We start from the raw sequence: 20,513 nt of genomic DNA, 5'->3' as shown, positions 1-20,513 counted from the left end.
TCAGCGCAATAACGCGTGTAAGGCCTGACGCGCGCCAGGCTGGATATCATGCGGATGCTGGTAATCAGTGTTCTCTATCGCGCGGCTATAGAGCGCGACCAGCCAGTCATACACGTATGCGGTGGCCGCATGCACAGGCTGTTCCCCCAGGCGCGTCAGGCGAGGCTCGGCGCTGCTGACCACTGGCGTAACGAAGATGGCCTGCCCCTTGCGGATGCGGCTGGCAGGACGCGTCGCCACGGGCGTCTGGTCGTAACCCAGCCAGCCAATGAAGTTACCCATTACGGCATGCAGTTGTGCAGCGCTGCTTTTATCCGCTTCGACAATACGCTGAAGCTGTTGAGGCAGATCCAGCCGGTAGCTGGTGACCACCAGAACATCCGCGATTTGCTGTAACACCGCGGGTTCCAGCCCAAGACGGGCGGCCATGGCCTCGCTTCGGCTCCACTGACGCAGATGATTTATCCATACTCTGTGTGCCAGGCGCGCTTTGTCTTTTGTCTTGAACAAACCGGCGCTTTCCTGTGCGCTATCGGCAAACAGGTCAATGCTATCCGTAAATAGCCCGTTAACCTGTTCCTCGCGCGGCTGCTGAACGGCCAGTAGTGTTTCAAAGGCTTTTAGCGGCGGCAACAGGCCATCAAGCAGCTCACCGTGGCGGGCGGCGCTGCTTTGCAGCGTGCGCACCATGTTTTCTGCCTGAGCGCGTCGGGTACCCGGCTCCTCAACTATTGGTGCCAGGTAACTTTTCATCAGCGAACAGAGCTCCTGGTGCAGCGCGTTTTTCAGCGTGCTGAGACGCTTCTGTCGCTGCGCGGGTAGCGTGGCCTGAGATAACCACTCGATGACGCGCTGCATGCTGTGGCTGTCCAGCGCCTGCAGCGTGCCCCAGCGTAAACCCGGTTTCCCGAGCAGATGCTGTACGGCTTCATCAAGATTCTGCCGGGTGGTAAAGCGAGCATCATGGGGGGTAATTGCCCACACCAGACCCGGCAGAGCAGAGTCTTCAGCAGGCTGCGTCTCTTTGACCCAGTTCATTAACGCTTTTGCTTTTTTGGCCGTCTGTCCGTGCTCCGCCGTCGCATTACAAATGACCAGCACATCCGGCTGCAGCTGTTGACGATAGTGCTCAAGCAGCCACTGGGATTTCGCCTGGCGCAACGGGTCGGCCCGGTTATCTTCAAAAACCGGGATATCAACGATATCGACGTTATCGAGCGCGCCATTCTCAACCGGCAGCACCAGCTCGCGGGTCAGGAAGGCAAGCACATCGACGGGGATGCTGATGGCGTTGAGCATTTCACCGTTATTCAGCGGATGAAGCAGCGTCTCCTGCGCATCCTGAAGGGCTGGCGTGCCGTCGTGCGTCAGGAACCCTTCACCCGGCAGCCCAAAGCTGTCTACCAGCAGGCTAAGCGGGGCGGCAAGCTCGCGGGCGTGGCTGGTCTGATGCAGCACATGGGCCAGGTTTAACCATTGCTGGGTCAGCTCCTGCTGCTCGCCCCACAGCAGCGACCAGACGCTGGCCCGCGTGCTGAGATCGAGTGAAGGCACCAGCTGGGCAAACTCATGCCACAGGGCATCATCAATTTGCTGTTTGGCGGCGGGTACCGTGCTCTGCCAGAAGCGGGCGATGGCCCCCACTTCCTGAGCCGTGATGCCGGGCACGCCCTGCGGCTGGCGCAGGCCGCGCCATTTCTCCAGACGCGTCTCAATGACCGCCTTATCCACCGCGCGCATCTGCGGATGCAGCGTCGTGCGGGCAATAAACAGCTGCACCAGCTCGGCCTCGGTGACCAGGCTCAGGCGCAGCGGGAACGCTTCATCAGCCACCTCCGGGTTTTCCCGGGTGAAGCGGACGGCCATGTTGGTCAGGGCATGTCCCGGATTGATATGCGAAAAATAGTCAAAGGTACGCTGGCCCGGCGTCACGTTCAGGCGTCCGTTACCGCTGCCGCACAAAGACAACAGCAGGTGCGCTTTCGCGCTCTGTGAATGGCCGTAAAGCCCGATGCTGCTCTGGCGGGTCATGGCGCGTTCAATGGCCTGCTCCCGCGCCCGCGCCGCGTTGATGCGAGCAAGCAGGGCGTCGGCATCGTTATCCAGCACAGGGGCGTTCAGGCGCGTCTCATTAATCCACCCGATTAATGCCTGAGTGGTGGTCGTCGTCGCTGTCATTTCAGGTATACGCTCCCGCTGTCGATCCAGTAGTGGCTGCCGCTGTGTCGGCGATCGGCCAGAGTATTCAGTTTGAAGGTTAATGCGTCAGGTGCCACCGGCGTGCCGTCCTGCAGCCAGGCATCGCTCAGCTCGAAGGCCTCAGGACCTTCCTGCTTGCTGCCGCCGCAGAGTTTGAGCCGCACGTTCAGCACGCCGTCGCCGGCAATCGCTTTCGCCAGTTCAGCCGAGTTAATGCTGAGCGTGTAGAGCGGTGTGGCGGGCCAGCGCGCGTTCGCCAGCTGGCGGAAGCCGAGGGTGACGTTACCGCGCAGCGGGAAGTGCAGACGCGCGTCGAGCTTCGCGCCAGGCTTATCGAGATCGATATCCTGATACCAGACGTTTTCCTCGCGCAGGGTGTTGACGGTGTTATCCAGCACGCCCAGATAGCGCACGGTTGAATACGCGCCAATGTCCGCGGCTTTAAAGTTGAAGCGCGGCAGGCGCAGGTCGAGCGCCAGGCTGCAGAGCATGGCCCCCACGGCGGCCGTCGATTTCGGGTTGCCAATGCGCCCCTGCTGGCTGAACGGATACCACTCGTGCACCTGGTATTTATCCAGCCAGACGATGCGGTTGACCGGCACCGGCTGCAGATGGCGAATGAGCGCCTGAACGCCGGGCAGACAGCCAGGGCGACCGGTGATCAGCAAAATATCGCAGCTGTAATGGGATATCGCCTCGCACACCGCGTGAAGCGGTGAGGCCAGCGTAAACTGTCCGGCCAGCATTGCATCCTGCATTTCGCGGAAATTCACATGCAGCGGCACGGCGAAGAGGTCAAAAGCGTCTGAACCCGCAGGCAGGGCATGATCGATCGCCTGCTGCAGGTAATTCATCACGTTGCGGGTCGGTTTCTGCGCCAGGAGATCGCCAAAGGTGGCATGCAGACCGGCCAGCGGATCGTCAACGTCGCTGGACTCCCACGCGGCAAGAATGGCATGGCCAATCGGCATGAAGAGCTGAAGCGCCGTTTGCTGGCGGAGTACGGCCTGGGTATCAATGCGCCCGGAGTCGCCGAACAGCGAGGCCATCAGCAGCGAGGCGTCCGCAATGCCGGATTTCTGCAGCTGCGTTTGCAGGGCAGGCAACACATAGCGCTGGATCACGTCCAGAAGCGTATCGTCGCCCGCGACTTTAAAGCCTTCGCGGAACAGCAGCTGCGGGGTGATTTTGACGTTATTCCCGGAGCCGTCATCCAGCTGATAATGGGTGATCGCCATATCCGTTGTGCCGCCGCCGATGTCGATGGAGGCGACGCGCAGTGCGCGGCCCGGCTGGCTACCCGGCTCAGGCTCGCGGTCCGGGCGGGCCAGGGAGGCGAAGAAGGCTTCCGTCTGGCCGCCAAAACGGGATATCGCTTCGTTATACAGCCAGACCAGTTGACCACAGCTGGCTTCATCCCACTCCATCTGTATTTCAGGCACCGGCACCACGCTTTTATCCTGCTGTTTGCGGGTGACAAAATCCTCATCCTGCGGGTGCCAGCCCATCGCTTTCCAGACAATGGCGATAGCTTCGAACATGCGGCGACGGAAAATCTCGCGCTCCTGCTTTGGCATGGCGGAGGGCAGCGTCAGGATCAGGGTGCGCAGCTGGCGTGGAGACGCGGGGAAGCCCAGACGCAGGCGCGTGGCGACGCTGTTGATCTGCCCCAGGGCCTGAGCCAGTAGCTCGCACAGCATGTGCGTCATCAGCGTGCTGCGGCTGTACTGCGGCGAGAAGACCGGCAGCCGCTCGTCCTGCGGCAGCGTGAAGAGCGGCTCTCCGTCATCGTTCATCAGGTTCATCAGCGGAAACGCGGTGGCAAGCGGTTCACGCTGGTTTTTGCTGTTCATCTGGCTAAAGCGCCAGTCCTGTACCACCGGCGTTTCATCCCACAGATAGCGACGCGGGCTGGAGATGCCGCTGTTACCTTCGGTCCCCAGACGCTGCATCGCCAGCTTGCGGGCTTCATCACCGACACGAACAATCGACGGCCAGACAAACGCATCTTCGCGGCCGCTTTCAACCGAGAAGTGCTGCTTGCCAAAACGCGCTTCCGAAAACTCGAGACGGCTGGTGAACAGTGGCTCATTCAGGAACTGCGGCTCGCTTAACGAGCGCACCTGCAGCTCAGCGGTCTGGCGCAGCCCATCGTTCGCATCGCCGTGGTCTTCAATAATGACGCCGCAGGTGTGGGTATTGCCCACGTCGAGGATCAGGTCAACCGGAATGGCAGGCGTGCTGAGCGTATGGGTAACAAATTTCACTTCCGGCACGGTGAGCTGCTCACCGAGCATGGTCAGCAGGTTGAGCCAGTGGGCCTGATATTCAAAACTGCGCATCGCCTGCTGCAGGTCGCGTTCTGAGCGGTTTTCAACGCCGTCGGCATACTGGGTAAACGCCTCGCGCAGCCAGCCGTCAATCCAGGTCTGGTCGAGGAAACTTTCAACTTCATTGTCTCGCCAGGCCAGCGCGAAGCGGGTGCCGTTCAGAATGTCGTTTTCCACCGGGGACAGGGCGGACGTGGCATGTTCAGCAATCTGGCTGTCAAGCGCAAGGGTCACGCGGTGCGTATTGCCAGCCGTGTCGGGGGTATCAAGCTTGCGCACCTGAACGCGGGCCCAGTTATCCGGGCCTTCAACAAAGGTCCGCGGCGGGTTGAAGCGCAGGAACGGAACCGGAAGCCAGACGCCATCGAGCACCGCCAGCGACTGATGCAGCGGAATGGTGGTTTCCGGTTTGACCACTTCAGGCTGGCCGCCGTTCATTCCCGGCACGGTATAGCGCCCGTTAACCAGGTCGAAATCGAGTCGCAAAAGCGGGCCGTTCGCGGTTTTACGTACGAAGCGTCCGTGGCTGGCGGTGTCCTGTGGCGTCAGACCGAAATCAAGGAACTGCACGCCGCTGTTAGCGATAAGCGTGACGCTTTGTTTATAGTCGCAAAGATTTACCAGCATAGAATCAGGCACCTGCTTTCTTGAACGTCAGTGGGACGACGGTATTTGCGTCATAACGGGCGCGACATTCTGCGATATCGCTGGTGCCTGCTTTACAGGCAATCTCCGGCATCGGGTAGCGGGAACCGTCGGTGCAGCGGGCATGACCGCGACTCTTAATCATCAGCTCGCCATTGCTGTGCAGCCCGGAGAACACTTCCACGCGGCAGACAACGTTGTCGCCGTGGACAACGCGGGCGAAGCCTTTATTGTTCTGGATCTGGTAGCGCAGCGACGGCGGCTTGCCGGTCACCGGATCTTTCACATCGAGGATGGCGCGCCAGGTTCCATTCAGGAAACGCGTGGATCCCGCTTTCACCTGATTCGCTTCCATCACCATGGCATCTTTCGGGATGGCGACAATTACCACCGGAGCAGGCTGTGGTGCCGGAGCCGGTTCTTTTTCTTTGCTCGCTACGACTTCTGCCTGATGCAGCGGTAAGTTCATGGCCAGCGGCTCAACCGCTTTGATCGGCTTTGGCGCAATCTCCACGGGCTGAGGGACGGGTACCGGCGCGGGCTCTGCGGAAGGCGCCTGTTTTGGCCACAGCAGCGGTGCGGCAATGGCGGCGACAATCACGGCGGCAACCGGCAGCGTCCACAGGGGGATACGGCGCTTTTTCGCGACAATTGCCGGGGCCGGTTCCTGAACGGGTTGCGCAACGACGGGAGCTGGTTCGGGTTCATACAGATCCTCCGGCGTAATGCGCACCACCGTGGAAGGGGCGACCAGCGGCTCGTCAGCGTGCTCAAAGGTCATCACCGGTTCAGGTTCTGGCTCGGGTTCCGGATCCTCAATGACAACGGGGGCAGGCTCGGGGATCAGCGATTCACGCAGGCAGTCGAGAACATCGTCGCGCGCATTTTCATTCAGGTTTACAAACCCCCAGAAGCTGATGACCGGCTTTCCGTCCACCAGGAAGAGGAAGTTTTCCCCCGGGAACTGAAACGCCTTCGACAGCAGAGAGCCAAAAAGCTGTTGCGCGGTTTTGGGCGACTGCAGGCATTTCTTGCTTAGCGACTCGACGCTGGCTAGCGTGTTCTCCAGGTAGCGCAGGGCGCGATAGCGGTCATCTTCATCGGCCGCTTTCCAGCTCGTTACGCTCCCTTCAACAGGGGAATACCAGTCCACGCGGTCGCCGCTGTCGTTGACCTGAGGAATAGCCAGACAGTCGACAATGGCCTGTTGTTTGCGCAACCGGAGCGCTTCCCGGATTTGTAACGCTGATTCAAAAACGGCTTGTCCGCCGCCGCCAACGGCCTGAAAGTCATCCAGATTACCGGTACGTAAAAGAGTTTTTGCCACGATTTGATCCCATATACTTCTTCACACCGTTACTTTAACGAAATAGGGCGTCAAACAAACGGAGGAAGAGACGCTAAAAGGGCCGATTTCTTGCGGCATAGAAAGTGACGGTTGTGCTTGACGGATAATGGCACTTAAGGCAAATCATCATTTTGGGGGCTGGCTGTAAAACCAGCAAAAAACGCGGCTTTAGAATAACCTGATAGTGTTTCGTTATTTGCCAGGTCATAACGCCTGTGCTGTTATTACGGTTCTATATAATAAAACTGTCAGGGTTATAACCATGTCTACAGGGAAAACACTGCTCGCCCTCGCGCTGAGCGCGCTTTTACCAGCCGGTGCCGCATGGGCGGCAAACAACGACACCCTTATTTACTGTTCTGAAGCGTCCCCCGAGTCGTTCAACCCGCAAATTGCCAGCTCTGGCCCATCTTTTGTGGCCAGCTCACAGGTGCTATATAACCGCCTGATCAATTTCGACCCGGTGAAAAACACCCCGGTCCCGTCGCTGGCGGAGTCCTGGATGATTTCACCGGACGGCAAGACGTATACCTTTACCCTGCGCAAAGGGGTGAAGTTCAACAGCAACAAATACTTCAAACCGACGCGCGATTTTAACGCCGATGACGTTATTTTCTCGGTCATGCGTCAGAAAGACCCTAAACACCCGTACCACAACGTTTCGCAGGGCAACTACGAATACTTCAACGATGTCGGCCTCGATAAGCTGATTCAGGACGTTAAAAAGGTTGATGATTACCACGTTCAGTTCACCCTCAGCGAGCCCAACGCCGCGTTCCTGGCCGACTGGGGGATGGATTTCGCCTCCATTCTTTCCGCTGAATACGCCGACGCGATGCTGAAAAAGGGCACGCCTGAGAACGTTGATACCTGGCCGATTAGTACCGGACCTTATGTACTCCAGCAGTACAAAGTGGATTCGTTGATTCGCTATGTCGCTAACCCGAACTACTGGGACGGCGCGGTTCCAACGAAGCATCTCATCTTCTCCATCACGCCAAATGTGGAAACCCGTCTGGCGAAGCTGCAGACCAACGAATGCCAGATTATTCCCGCGCCATCCCCGGTGCAGTTCGATGTTATCAAGAACAATAAAGACCTGACGCTGCACTCAGTAGATGCGCTGAACGTGGGTTATCTGGCGTTCAACACCGAGAAAAAACCGTTTGATAACGTGCTGGTGCGCCAGGCGCTTAACTACGCGACCGACAAAAAGGCTATTGTTAATGCGGTCTTTATGGGATCGGGTACGGTGGCAAAATCGCCGATCCCGCCAAATATGCTGGGCTTTAATAAAGATTTGAAGGACTACAGCTACGATCCTGAAAAAGCGAAAGCGCTGCTGAAGCAGGCCGGGCTGGAGAAGGGCGCGGAAGTCACGCTGTGGTCAATGCCGGTTCAGCGTCCGTATAATCCTAACTCGCGTCGTATCGCGGAGATGATTCAGAGCGACTGGGCCAAAGTTGGCGTGAAGGCCAAAATTGTCTCCTACGAGTGGGGCGAATACCTCTCCGGAATGCGTAAAGGCGAACATGACTCCGCGCTGTTTGGCTGGATGTCCGATAACGGCGATCCGGACAACTTTGCCGATGTGCTGCTGGGCTGCAACAGCATTAAAACCGGTTCAAACGCCGCGCGCTGGTGTGATAAGGGTTATGATGGTCTGGTGCAAAAAGCGAAGCTGACCAGCAACCCGGCTGAGCGTGCGAAACTCTACGGCCAGGCGCAGGAGATTTTCTACCAGCAGGCGCCTTGGATCGCGCTGGCAAACGGCAAAACGTTCTATGCGACCCGCAGCAACGTAACCGGGTACAGCGTGAGCCTGATGGGCAGCGATTTCTCGAAAGCGAAGCTGAACTGATCTTATGCCCGGTGGCGCTGCGCTTACCGGGCCTACGGTTCCCCCTGTAGGCCGGGTAAGGCGTAGCCGCCACCCGGCAATTCTCAAGGAGTGACAATGTCACATTTAAATGAAGTTATCGCCCGTGTGGATGCCGCGATTGACGAGGGCGTCATCACCCACATGAATGAACTGCTGATTGAACTGAGCGATGACGCTGAGCTGAGCCGCGATGAACGCTACATCCAGCAGCAGCGCCTGCGGACCGCGATTTCGCACCACGGTAAGCAGCATAAAGAAGAGATGGACGCGCGCCACGAACAGTTGACCAAAGGTGGCTCAATCCTCTAGCGATCAAAACTGGCGTCGCGCCACCAGCCAGGCACCGACGACCAGCATCACCGCGCCGCATACCGGGCCGATCAAAGCGCGCAGCGGAATACCATTACTTCTCAGCACGTCCATCACCAGCCCGCCGATGAGCTGGCTTGCCACCAGCACGGCGATGGTCGTCGCCGCGCCAACGTTCTGATACCCACTGATACTGGCAAACACGAAAAACGACCCCAGCAGCCCCGGGATAAGCGTCCACCAGCGTATTGTTGCGCCCAGCTCGCTAAACCCGGCGAGGCCCTGTTTCAGCAGCAGTATGCTGACAAACAGCACAATGCCCACCAGGGAATTCAGCAGCATCGCGATAAGAATAGTGGAGGAGGACTGGGTGATGCGCACCATTAAGGTGTTTTGCACCACCAGACCGATCCCCGCTGCCACCAGAAACGCCAGCGTCAGTGACTGATTCATGGGATGGCGTCCGGGTCGCTGCGCTCGTCCAGCTGCAGCTGCATAAACGTTAAGTCCAGCCAGCGGCCAAATTTGGTTCCAACCTGCGGCATTTGCCCCGTTGTCACAAAACCGAGCGTTTCATGGAGATGAATCGAGGCCTGGTTTTGCGCTTCAATTCCCGCCACCATGACATGTTTGCCGATCTGACGAGCTTCGATGATCAACGCCTTCATCAACGTGCGGCCAATGCCTTTGCCCTGATGAGCCGGGTGGACATAGACTGAATGCTCTACCGTATGGCGAAAACCATCGAAGGCGCGCCAGTCGCCGAAAGAGGCGTAACCGGTGATTGCGCCGTCTTCTTCACTCACCAGAACCGGGTAACCCGCGAGCGTGCGCGCCTCAAACCAGGCGATTCGGTTGTCGGTATCAACGGTTTTATCGTTCCAGATGGCGGCAGTATGAAGCACCGCGTGGTTGTAGATCTCTCCTATCGCTGCGCAGTCTTCTTTGCAGGCGTGACGAACGATCATGATTAAACCTCTGTGTTGTTCACTATAGTATTACGTTGTAGCTACGATATTACACAACTGCATCACCCGATCGCTACGGCATAAGCCATATTTTTTTGTTATCAAAAGCCCATTGAAATGCCGTTCATACACTATAGTATGACGTCATGAACACCATAACAGACACAATGAATCAACGGATTAGCGCAAGAATTCGCCTTGAACGCGAGTCTCGCGGCTGGTCCCTGAGCGAGCTTGCTGACCGGGCAGGCGTCTCCCGCGCCATGATCCACAAGATAGAGCGCGGGGACAGTAGCCCGACAGCCACCTTGCTTGCCCGCCTGTCAGGGGCGTTTGGCATCAGCATGTCCACGCTGATTGCCCGGGCCGAGATGCAGGAAGGCAAGCTGCTGCGCCTGGCAAACCAGCCCGTCTGGCGCGACCCGCAGACGCACTACCTCCGCCGCCATGTTTCTCCCCGCACCGATTTGCCCATCGACCTTGTTCAGGTTGAACTGCCTGCGGGCAGCGATGTTCCGATGCCTGCCTCTTCTTATGCGCTGGCACGTCAGCTTATCTGGCTGCAGTCCGGTGAGCTGGTGTTTCAGGAGGGCGATACGCGCCACGAGATGCACGCCGGAGACTGTCTCGAGCTGGGGCCGCCAAATGACTGCCGGTTCATCAACGAAACGAATGAAACCTGTATCTATCTGGTTGTACGGCTTAACCAGTCTGGCTCGTAATGCTAATGCGATAACGCCGATCGTGAGCCAGGCTGTAATGACATTTGTACCAGAAGGAGATCCCGATGAATCAATCTGTTTCGCAAAATCGCCGCTGGGTACTGGCCTCTCGTCCACAGGGTGCGCCGGTTGCGGAAAATTTTCGTCTGGAAACGCAGCCTGTTCCAGCACCTGTTGAGGGGCAGCTTTTGCTTCGTACCGTCTGGCTGTCGCTGGACCCTTACATGCGGGGCCGCATGAGCGATGCGCCATCCTATTCGCCTCCGGTAGAGCTGGGTGCGGTGATGGTGGGGGGCACGGTCAGCCGCGTTGAGCAATCCCGTCATCCCGATTTCAAACCGGGTGAGTGGGTGCTGGGCTACAGCGGCTGGCAGGAGTATGAACTTTCAGACGGCAGCGGCCTGGTGAAGCTCGGCGAAAATCCGTCTCATCCTTCCTGGGCGCTGGGTATTCTGGGCATGCCGGGCTTTACTGCCTATATGGGGCTGCTGGATATCGGGCAACCCAAAGCGGGTGAAACGCTGGTGGTTGCCGCGGCAACGGGCCCGGTGGGCGCGACCGTTGGGCAGATCGGCAAAATCAAAGGTTGCCGGGTGGTCGGCGTCGCCGGTGGTGCTGAAAAATGCCGCCATGCCGTTGAGGTTCTCGGGTTTGACCTGTGTCTGGACCACCATGCGGCGGATTTTGCCGAACAGCTGAAACACGCCTGCCCGAAAGGAATTGACGTTTATTATGAAAACGTCGGCGGAAAAGTATTTGATGCCGTTCTGCCGCTGCTGAATACCTCCGCCCGCGTGCCGGTTTGTGGTCTGGTGAGCGGCTACAATGCGACGGGCCTGCCTGAAGGGCCGGATCGCCTGCCGCTCCTGATGGCGACCATTCTGAAGAAACGCATTCGTATGCAGGGCTTTATTATCGGCCAGGACTACGGGCACCGCATTGAAGAGTTCCAGGAAGAGATGGGGCGCTGGGTGCGGGAAGGTAAAATTCACTATCGTGAACAGGTCACGGACGGGCTGGAGAACGCGCCTGAGGCGCTGATTGGCCTGCTTGAAGGGCGTAACTTCGGCAAAGTCGTGATTCGCGTCGCGAGTGACAATAAATAAACAGTACTATGGCGGGGTTTCCCGCCATATTTATTTGTGAAGATACGATATATTGTCTTTAATTAATGGACATGGCATTTCGCGCCCTCATCACGGATGAGCGCGAAACCGATAAAAAACAAACTTTGCTTTTTTTGATGTTTTTATGTACTTCCCACCACCAGGCATGACGATACAGGATATATCGGACCAGCGTCGTTTTATTAAAACTGGCGTTTAAAAATAGCATTAAGTTTTAGCTACAGGAATTGAACATGCTTGATTTGGATCACTTAGAAAAAGCCCAAAGGATCAGTCTTACCATGCAAGTTGAACTCAGTTTGAAAGGAGCGTTAATTACAGGCTCACTCAAACCTGGGGCACGACTGATTACGAAAGAGATCGCCGATAAATTAGGGACCAGTATTACCCCGGTTCGCGAGGCGCTTTTGCGCCTGGTGTCATCAGGGGCGTTACACGCCACGCCAGCGCAGGCATTTCTGGTTCCGGAGGTGACGCTGGAGCGGTATAACGAGATTAACGCCATCCGAAAACAACTTGAGCCGATGGCGGTCGCCGCCGCGTGCCAGAATATGTCAGACGGCAAGCTGGAGGCATTGCGCAAAATGTCAGAGGTATTCCATGAAGCCATGCGCAACGGAAACGTTCAGCAGGCGCTTCATGCGAATCGCGTCTTCCGGTTTACGCTGTATCAGTATGCGGAAATGCCCACGCTTAACGCGTTAATTGAACAACTCTGGGTGCGCATCGGGCCTTGTATGAACTATCTGCACCAGGAGCTTAACGACATCAAATCGTCGACATATCACTATGACGAACTCCTTTCCGCCCTTGAGCGAAGAGATGTTGATGCCTGCCAGAAGGCAATTGATCGGTTGATTGATGAAGCGAATTCTCTTTTACAGCGACAATATTTTAACTAAGAGATTATTTAACAGAGCGACTATATACCGCACCTAATTATTTATCTGGTGAATAACTCCTGATGGTTTAATGCCATCAGGAGGGTTATTTTCTTTATAAAATAAACTTTTGTTTTTGCTTACTCGAAGCGATAAGAGACCGACAGCCCGACGCCGTAGTTACGGCCAGGTGCAGGTTCGTAATAACGCCCGTTGGATTCGTTGACAATAACTGAGCCGACGTACTCTTTGTCGAACAGGTTATCGACGCGACCAAAGACGTCCATGCCCCAGTTGCCATAGTTGAATTTATACCCGGTATTCAGCCCGACCACGGTATACGACGGGGCTTTCGCCGTATTCTCGTCGTCGGCCATGATATCGCTCATATAGCGCACGTCTGAGCCCGCGTACCAGCCTTCTTCAGGCTGCCAGCCAAACGAGGCGTAACCCATGTTGCGGGCGATGCCCGGCATACGGTTACCGTTGCAGTCTGCGTCGCCGCATACGTTGGTGCGATAGGTAGCGTCCAGATACGTCCACGCCAGCTTCAGCTTCCAGTTCTCAGCAAACTGCTGGTCGAGGGAGACTTCCACCCCCTGACGACGGGTTTTACCGGCATTTTTATAGCTGGTACGCCCGCCGGAACTGGCATCTACCACGATCTCATCATCCGTATCGGTGCGGAACAGGGCTGCGGTCAGCAGACCATTGCCGATGCGGGTTTTGCTGCCCACTTCATAGGTGTTGTTGGTGGACGGCTTCAGGCCCATATTCAAACCGCCCTGGTTGTCGGCACGGTAGGAGAGTTCATTGATGGTTGGCGTTTCAAAGCCACGCCCTGCGGCGGCGTACAGGTTCCACGCGTCCGTCACGGCATACTTCACGGAACCGGCCGGGAGCCATTTGTGATAGCTTGCGTCGCCGCTGTCATCGCCATTGCCCGGCGTAACGTAACGATCGTTGGAATCGAACCAGACCGAGCTGTAGCGCACCCCCGCATCCACCGACAGTTTCTGCGTCAGCTGCCAGCTCGTTTGCAGATAAGGATCGACGTTCCACATCAGGTTACGTTCGTTTCGACGTTTGTCACCTTTTACGCCGTAATCCGGCACGCCGTTGTTCATCACGAAGTTCTCGTATCCGCGACGATCTTCGCTCAGGTTTTCGTAGTTCAGACCGGTGGTAAAGGTGACCGGCACCAGCAGCTCGCCACGGTGCGTCCAGCGGGTATCAATGCCCTGATAATGGCGCTGCATATCAATCACCCCGCCGGAGTGGGAGGGTTTCAGCTGCGGCTGGTAGGGAATCGACTGGTACTGTGTCATTTCACGCTCACCGGCGTACATCATCACGCTGAGATCGTCCTGCGCGCTGAGCTGGCGGTCGTAGCGCAGACCGGCCTGGGTCTGTTTGATGGTCTTACGCGTGTTGTACTGATCGCCACGCGGAGACTGGCGCGGGTTGTCCCGCCACTCCTGATAGTCCAGTCCGCCCGGGTCGTTGGCCTTCATGTCCACGCTGTTAAAGATAAGCGTCAGCTTGCTGACGTCATCAATCCGCACGCCCAGTTTGGCGTTGGCAAGGTTCTTACGCGCGCCGCTATGGTCGCGAAAACCTTTGGTGGTGAAGCGGGTGGTAGAAACGGTGTAATCCACATCGCCCGCGTGGGTACCATCACCCATCGCGCCGGTGGCTTTCATGCCGTAGCGCCAGGTCCCGTAACTGCCGTAATAGCTGCTGGCTTCAATGGTCGGCGGCTGCTGCCCGGTCTGGGTAATGATGTTAATCACGCCGCCAGAGGCGTTGCCGTACAGGGCAGAGAAGGGACCGCGCAGCACTTCGACGCTCTCCACGCTGGAGAGATCGATGTTGGAGGTCTGGCCCTGTCCGTCCGGCATGGTGGCCGGAATACCGTCGACGTACATACGGATACCGCGCACGCCGAAGGTTGAGCGGGCACCAAACCCGCGCATCGACAGCTGGAGATCCTGGGCATAGTTCTGACGGTTCTGAATTTGCAGCCCCGGGACGCTGCCAAGGGATTCAGACAGGTTGATGCGAGGCGTGGCCTGGCGCATATCATCGCCATTAACGACGCTGACCGCTGCCGGGGTATCCAGTTCAGATACGGTTTGCGGCGTGGCGCTGACGATCATGGTTTGTTCTTCCGCGCTCATCGCGCTAAGCGGCGCAAAAATAACGGGAACCAGCAGCAGCGGGAGAGAAGCCTTACGGGCAGAAATGATTTTCATGAATAAAACCGGTTGTGGTGTATAAACGAACCAAATGGAACATGTCCATACATGTTAAAGGTTTTGTAAATGTTTTGAAAACTATAACCGCACATTGCGTTAATGAAAGGCGAAGCGGGAAAGAAAAACTCCACATTTCCTTCATTAATGATTATTATTCTCATTATCAAAAGGCGATGCCATGACGTTGCCTGCCGGAAGTGATGTCAGCAGAAAACCCTCTTTTTAAGAAAAGGAATTGTTATGTCTTTACGTCATCTGTGCTCGCCGCGTCTGAGCGTGTCGCTGCTGTCTGCCACTTTACTGTTTGCCGGATCGTTCCAGGTGCATGCCGCCGAAGAGGTGCTGCGCAAAGCGGTGGGTAAAGGGGCGTATGAAATGGCGGTGAGTCAGCAGGAGAATGCGCTGTGGGTGGCAACGTCGCAAAGCCGTAAAACCGACAAGGGTGGCGTTGTCTATCGTCTCGATCCGGTCACGCTGGACGTAACGCAGGCGATTCATAGCGATCTCAAACCCTTTGGTGCCACTCTTGACAGCGGGAGCCAGACGCTGTGGTTCGGTAACACCCTCAACGGCGCGGTAACGGCCATTGACGCAAAAACGGGTGACGTAAAAGGGCGACTGGTACTGGATGGACGTCAGCGTAGTGACACCGTCAAACCGCTGCAGCCGCGCCAGCTGGTGGCTGACGACAGCACCCACACCGTTTACATCACGGGCGTAGGGAAAGAGAGCGTGATTTGGGTAGTTGATGGCACAACGCTGAAGCTGAAAGAGACCATTATCAATACCGGTACGTACGGCACTGGCCTGGCGCTGGACGCGCAGGCGAAACGTCTCTATACCACGAATGCGGACGGCGAGCTGGTGACGATTGATACGGCCAGCAACAAAATTATCAGCCGTAAAAAGGTGCAGGATGACGGGAAAGAGCACTTCTACCTGAATCTGAGCCTCGACACTGCCGGTCAGCGCGCGTTCCTGACCGATTCAAAACAGCCGGAAGTATTGGTCGTGAGCCTGAAAGATGGCAGCGTGATCGAGAAAATCGCCGCGCCGGAATCACTGGCCGTCCTGTTTAACCCGGCCCGCAATGAAGCCTATGTGACGCACCGTGAAGCTGGAAAAGTGAGCGTGATTGACGCGAAATCGTATAAGGTCACCAAAACCTTCGACACGCCGGTCTTCCCGAACAGCCTGGCGCTCTCAGCGGATGGCAAAACCCTGTACGTGACGGTGAAACAAAAATCCACCCGCCAGCAGGAAGCCACCCAGCCTGACGATGTGATTCGTATCGTGCTCTAGTATGGGGTTGCCCGGTGGCGCTGCCGCCTGCCGGGCCTAAAAACCGTGAAATGTAGGCCGGGTAAGGCGAAGCCGCCACCCGGCTTTTTTATTAACGCGAGGTCTCTTCTACCAGCGGCGCGTCGTGCTTTTCATCATCAGGATGAACCGGCGCGGTACTGTGGATTTCGTGAACGCGTTTACGCACGCCAAACCAGCCGGCAATCAGCAGCACGGCCAGCAGCGGAATGGTCGCGATGGTGTAGGTGCCGTTCGGGTAGTCGAACGCCATCAGCACCAGCACGCTGAACAGGAAGAGCAGGGTGAGCCATGACGTCACCGGTGCACCCGGCATCTTGAAGCTCACATCAGCGGCTTTGCCCTCTTTAATGGCTTTGCGCAGACGCATCTGGCAGACCACGATAAAGGCCCAGGATGCGATAATGCCCAGCGCGGCAACGTTCAGCACGATCTCAAACACCCGGGACGGAACCAGATAGTTCAGGAACACGCCAAAGACATACACCACCAGCGTCGCCAGAATACCCGCGTAAGGAACCTGCTGCTTGCTCATCTTCGACATGAACTTCGGCGCAGAACCGCCCATGGACATGGAGCGCAGGATACGACCGGTAGAGTAAAGGCCGGAGTTCAGGCTGGAGAGCGCCGCCGTCAGCACCACGATATTCATGATACTGCCTACATAAGGTACGCCCAGCTTAGAGAAGAAGGTGACGAACGGACTTTGACCCGCCTGATAAGCGGTCCACGGCAGCAGCAGCACCAGCAGTACCACAGAACCCACGTAGAACAGACCGATACGCCAGATCACGCTGTTGATGGCTTTTGGCACCATCGTCTGCGGATCTTTACATTCGCCTGCCGCGGTACCCACCAGTTCGATGGAGGCAAAGGCGAACACGACGCCCTGAACCAGCACCAGCGCAGGCAGCAGACCGTGCGGGAAGAAGCCGCCGTTATCGGTTATCAGATGGAAGCCAGTGGCATTGCCATCCAGCGACTTACCGCTGCCGAGGAAGACGGTACCCACGACCAGGAACACCACGATGGCCAGCACTTTTACCAGCGCAAACCAGAACTCCATCTCCGCGAACCACTTCACGCCGATCATGTTCATGGTGCCGACAATCGCCAGCGCACCAAGCGCAAAGACCCACTGCGGCACATCGCCAAACGCGCCCCAGTAGTGCATATATAGCGCAACAGCGGTGATATCGACGATACCGGTCATCGCCCAGTTGACGAAGTACATCCAGCCCGCAACGTAGGCCGCTTTTTCACCAAGGAATTCACGGGCGTAAGAGACGAAGCTTCCGCTGGAAGGACGATGCAGTACCAGTTCGCCCAGCGCGCGTAGTATGAAGAAAGAGAAGATCCCGCACACCAGATAGACCAGGGCGAGAGCCGGGCCAGCCATCTGCAGACGTGCACCCGCACCTAAAAACAGACCCGTTCCGATAGCGCCGCCGATGGCGATCATTTGAACCTGACGGTTGCCCATCGCTTTGTGGTAGCCCTCTTCGTGGGAGTTCAACCAGCGACGTTTAGCAGCATGATGATCGGCTGCGCTTTTATTGCTTGTTTTCATTGAGTTACCTGTTTGCCTGTCTGAACCATTATCGTGATAGTCCTGCCTGGCAGAAAGCAATACAAACGATTGCGTCTGCGCAAACACATGTCGCCTTCCCAGTCATTCTGCGTATGGATAAGGCGAACATGGCGAGGCATCCTACCTGCAATTCATAAGCGACGCAAAATTTAACCGTGCCGAAAGTGATGTGCGTCGAAGGAAATCGTGTGGTCAGAGCAGACGGCGATCACAACACGCTGAATCATGGTGAGTTTTTAGACAAAACAATCGCGGGGTTGATTATTAAATCATCAGATTCGCTTAATAATTACAAGGTGGTAAAGATTTTGACTGCCGCAGAGCATCCGCCTGTAACCTGAAAGCGGTAACAGACTGGCGATGGCTCTGCGATAACTCACAAAAATAGACGCCAGGCTTCAAAAAACAGAACGGCTAACCGCCAAAAACGGCAATCGCCTGTTGCAGGCGCGTCGTGCGCTGCGTCAGGTGATTTGCGGCGTGAGTGACGTTATCCACCATTCCCGTATTGTTTTGGGTCATTGCGCCGATACGGGAGATGGATGCGTTAATGAGCGTCAGCGCCTGGGTTTGCTCCTGCGTGGCGTGGCCGATCTCCTTAATAAGGGAGGAGACCTGCAGAACGTTGTCGATCATGACCGTCAGCTGCGTTTCGGTCTGTTCCACCTTCTCCACGCCCGCGTTGACGCTGGAAACGTTTTTCTCAATCAGCGCTTTGATCTCTTTCGCCGCCGTCGCCGAGTGCTGCGCGAGATTGCGCACCTCAGCCGCCACCACGGCAAATCCGCGTCCGGCTTCACCGGCGCGTGCCGCTTCAACGGCAGCATTCAGCGCAAGAATATTGGTCTGAAAGGCAATACGATCGATAACGCTGATAATATCGACGATCTGGCTATTATCCTGCGATACGGACTGCATCATACCGATGGTCTCTTTCATCATCGCTTCACCGCAGCGGGCGCTGGCGCGGGTGCGATCCGCCATCTCGATGGCTTCTTTCGCGGTTTCCGCCGTCTGCTGCACCGCGCTGGCGATCTCTTCTACCGCTGATGCGGTTTGCTGCAGAAAGTCTGCAGTCTCTTCTGAACGCGTCTGCAGCGCTGCACCTTCTTTCGCGACCTGCTGGCTGATGGTGCTAATACCGCTGATTTGCGCCCCGACGTCGTCCACCAGCGAATTGAGGTTTAAACCAGACTGATTCACCAGGCGCATCATCAGCCCGACGTCATCGATCCTGTCAAAATGGTAATAGGTTGTTTTACGCCCTGAAACCACACGCTGCATCTGTTGCACGATGGATTTTACCGGCCGGGCGATCTGCGCATGAAGATAACAGGCGAGGGCAGAAAACAGCAGTACCAGACTGCCGGCCTGAACGCGACTATCAGAGAATAAATATACCGCCAGACAGGAGAGTAACGCTGTCGCCGCAATACCGAGATGGATTCGTTTGCCAGTGCTAAGACATTTAAAAAGCGACATAAAAGAAAATAAACCGCGTCGAACTAACAGTCCCTTATAAAAACGGTAATGTTTTAATTCGTTATTACGTACTTTCTCATACAGTTTTTCACTGGCCGCGATCTCTTCCCGTGAAGGAATATTTCGCACGGAAATATAGCCCGTCAGAGTTTCATCCTGCCAGACCGGCGTCACGTTAGCCCGTACCCAGTAGTGATCGCCATCATGACGACGGTTTTTCACCATCCCCGTCCAGGTTCCACCTTGTTGTAGGGTAAACCACATGTCCCCGAACGCCTCGGCAGGCATGTCGGGATGGCGGATGAGGTTATGCGGTTCACCCAGAAGATGCTCTTCTTTATATCCGCTGGCTTCAATAAAAGCGGAATTGGCATAAGTAATATGACTTTTTGTATCGGTGGTCGACATTAGCGTCGAACCATCGTTAAGCAAATACTCGTTTTGTGTAACGGGAGTGTTACGCCTCATGAGTAACTCCATGATGATGTGCAAGAATAAAAAAACACCCGGAAAACGCTCAGGTAAGATTAATGTGATTATTTTTATAACTGTCTGTTGCCTATTCTCCCTGAAATTTAGATTGTCCGAAATACCTGGTGTTCATTATTTTTAATTTGTTAATTCTATCGAATGTAATAAAAATGAAAATATTTTCAGGGGCGTTTTTTCGAATCACTGTAAATAAATGACATAAGCCAAACTGAAAGTGGGAGATCGCCTCCCCGGGAAAATTGCCATGCTGAAATAGCGTTTCGTTAACAGGATGAAAACGCTATTATTTGGTCAGTTTTTCGTTAACAGGATGAGGCTGAGGTGAAAATTAACGTCATCGGAACCAGCGGGAGTGGGAAAAGCACGCTGGCGAAGCAGATAGCGACCGAGCTGGCGATTCCCTATATCGAGATGGACAGGCTCTACTGGCGACCTGACTGGCAGGGAACGCCGGACGATGTGTTTCAGGAAAACCTGGAGCAGGCGCTGCATGCGTCGCCAGACTGGGTCCTTGACGGTAACTATAACCGCACGCGGCCTGTTAAATGGCGCAATGTCGACGTTGTGGTGTGGGTGGATTACGGGTTTACCCGCACCCTCTGGCAGGCCGTCACCAGGGCCATCAAACGGGCCTGGCATCAGCACGAACTCTGGCCCGGAACTGGGAACAAAGAGAGTTTCCGCCGCGCGTTCCTGAGCAAAGAGTCCATTATCATCTGGACAATCAAAACCTGGCGCAACAACCGCACGCGTTATGAAGCCGATCTGCAGGATCCGCGCTACGCACATATTCGCTTTGTCCGCATTACCCGCCGCGGGCAGGTGAAAACGCTGATTGCCTCCCTAAAGGCTTATTCTTAGCATGGTTTTATATATCTGATTTCCGGCAAACCAAATGTAAATTAATTGTTTCTCAGTGGTGAAATGCGCCTTTAATAATGTCGACATGTTAAGTCAAA

15 protein-coding genes are annotated in these 20,513 nt (G+C 56.1%); 7 read left to right on the top strand and 8 right to left on the bottom strand.

What is annotated here, in order from left to right; all coding sequences use genetic code 11:
• From PYW49_RS03975 to PYW49_RS03965, 3 genes are read right to left on the bottom strand one after another with little or no spacing between them, the layout of a single operon-like run.
• Positions 1-2,178, bottom strand: a complete 2,178-nt coding sequence (locus PYW49_RS03975) for a virulence factor SrfC family protein (RefSeq protein ID WP_320385751.1) — start codon at positions 2,176-2,178, stop codon at positions 1-3.
• A complete protein-coding gene (locus PYW49_RS03970; RefSeq protein ID WP_320385749.1) occupies positions 2,175-5,156 on the bottom strand; it encodes a virulence factor SrfB in 2,982 nt (993 codons plus the stop codon). The genes PYW49_RS03975 and PYW49_RS03970 overlap by 4 nt, the downstream gene beginning before the upstream one ends.
• A 4-nt stretch (positions 5,157-5,160) precedes the next feature.
• Positions 5,161-6,501 (bottom strand): SrfA family protein, encoded by a 1,341-nt coding sequence (locus PYW49_RS03965; RefSeq protein ID WP_320385748.1) that lies wholly within the window; start codon positions 6,499-6,501, stop codon positions 5,161-5,163.
• A gap of 283 nt (positions 6,502-6,784) precedes the next feature.
• Between PYW49_RS03965 and PYW49_RS03960 the strand changes: the two genes are divergently transcribed.
• Positions 6,785-8,383, top strand: a complete 1,599-nt coding sequence (locus PYW49_RS03960) for an ABC transporter substrate-binding protein (protein WP_320385747.1) — start codon at positions 6,785-6,787, stop codon at positions 8,381-8,383.
• 96 nt (positions 8,384-8,479) lie between these two features.
• Positions 8,480-8,713 (top strand): YdcY family protein, encoded by a 234-nt coding sequence (locus tag PYW49_RS03955; protein WP_134350465.1) that lies wholly within the window; start codon positions 8,480-8,482, stop codon positions 8,711-8,713.
• A gap of 3 nt (positions 8,714-8,716) precedes the next feature.
• Here PYW49_RS03955 and PYW49_RS03950 read toward each other — a convergent pair whose 3' ends face one another.
• Positions 8,717-9,166 carry a DMT family transporter gene (locus PYW49_RS03950; RefSeq protein WP_134350464.1) on the bottom strand — a complete coding sequence of 150 codons (450 nt, stop codon included), beginning with the start codon at positions 9,164-9,166 and terminating at the stop codon, positions 8,717-8,719.
• Positions 9,163-9,681: a GNAT family N-acetyltransferase gene (locus PYW49_RS03945; protein WP_320385746.1), complete on the bottom strand. Its 519-nt coding sequence runs from the start codon at positions 9,679-9,681 to the stop codon at positions 9,163-9,165. Before PYW49_RS03945 ends, PYW49_RS03950 begins: the two co-directional genes overlap by 4 nt.
• Positions 9,682-9,827: 146 nt before the next feature.
• Here PYW49_RS03945 and PYW49_RS03940 point away from each other — a divergent pair, with 146 nt between their 5' ends.
• The 3 genes from PYW49_RS03940 (at position 9,828) to PYW49_RS03930 (ending at position 12,432) form a co-directional block, all read left to right on the top strand.
• Positions 9,828-10,403, top strand: coding sequence for a helix-turn-helix domain-containing protein (locus tag PYW49_RS03940; protein WP_008501301.1), 576 nt, complete (start codon positions 9,828-9,830; stop codon positions 10,401-10,403).
• A gap of 65 nt (positions 10,404-10,468) precedes the next feature.
• Positions 10,469-11,509 (top strand): NADP-dependent oxidoreductase, encoded by a 1,041-nt coding sequence (locus PYW49_RS03935; RefSeq protein WP_320385745.1) that lies wholly within the window; start codon positions 10,469-10,471, stop codon positions 11,507-11,509.
• Between the two features lie 254 nt (positions 11,510-11,763).
• Positions 11,764-12,432 (top strand): GntR family transcriptional regulator, encoded by a 669-nt coding sequence (locus tag PYW49_RS03930; RefSeq protein WP_320385744.1) that lies wholly within the window; start codon positions 11,764-11,766, stop codon positions 12,430-12,432.
• Between the two features lie 119 nt (positions 12,433-12,551).
• On the opposite strand, the gene pqqU is transcribed toward PYW49_RS03930, so the two are convergent.
• Positions 12,552-14,666, bottom strand: a complete 2,115-nt coding sequence (gene pqqU / locus PYW49_RS03925; RefSeq protein WP_320385743.1) for a TonB-dependent receptor PqqU — start codon at positions 14,664-14,666, stop codon at positions 12,552-12,554.
• A 243-nt stretch (positions 14,667-14,909) separates the two neighbouring features.
• On the opposite strand from pqqU, the gene yncE reads away from it, so the two are divergent.
• On the top strand, positions 14,910-15,971 hold the full coding sequence (yncE, locus tag PYW49_RS03920) for a 7-bladed beta-propeller protein YncE (protein WP_320385742.1): 1,062 nt from the start codon (positions 14,910-14,912) through the stop codon (positions 15,969-15,971).
• A gap of 91 nt (positions 15,972-16,062) precedes the next feature.
• Here the strand turns inward: yncE and ansP are convergent, their stop codons facing one another.
• Both ansP and PYW49_RS03910 read right to left on the bottom strand, forming a co-directional pair.
• Complete coding sequence (gene ansP, locus PYW49_RS03915) at positions 16,063-17,559, bottom strand: L-asparagine permease (protein WP_320385741.1); 1,497 nt, start codon at positions 17,557-17,559, stop codon at positions 16,063-16,065.
• A 435-nt stretch (positions 17,560-17,994) separates the two neighbouring features.
• Positions 17,995-19,530: a methyl-accepting chemotaxis protein gene (locus tag PYW49_RS03910; protein ID WP_320385740.1), complete on the bottom strand. Its 1,536-nt coding sequence runs from the start codon at positions 19,528-19,530 to the stop codon at positions 17,995-17,997.
• 345 nt (positions 19,531-19,875) lie between these two features.
• Between PYW49_RS03910 and PYW49_RS03905 the strand changes: the two genes are divergently transcribed.
• On the top strand, positions 19,876-20,415 hold the full coding sequence (locus PYW49_RS03905) for an AAA family ATPase (protein ID WP_134350456.1): 540 nt from the start codon (positions 19,876-19,878) through the stop codon (positions 20,413-20,415).
• Positions 20,416-20,513: the final 98 nt, after the last annotated feature.

It is taken from the genome of Enterobacter chinensis (genome assembly GCF_034008295.1).
Taxonomy (GTDB): domain Bacteria; phylum Pseudomonadota; class Gammaproteobacteria; order Enterobacterales; family Enterobacteriaceae; genus Enterobacter; species Enterobacter chinensis.
Note: the sequence above shows the minus strand (reverse complement) of the source record. Positions and strands in the feature narration are given on the sequence as shown.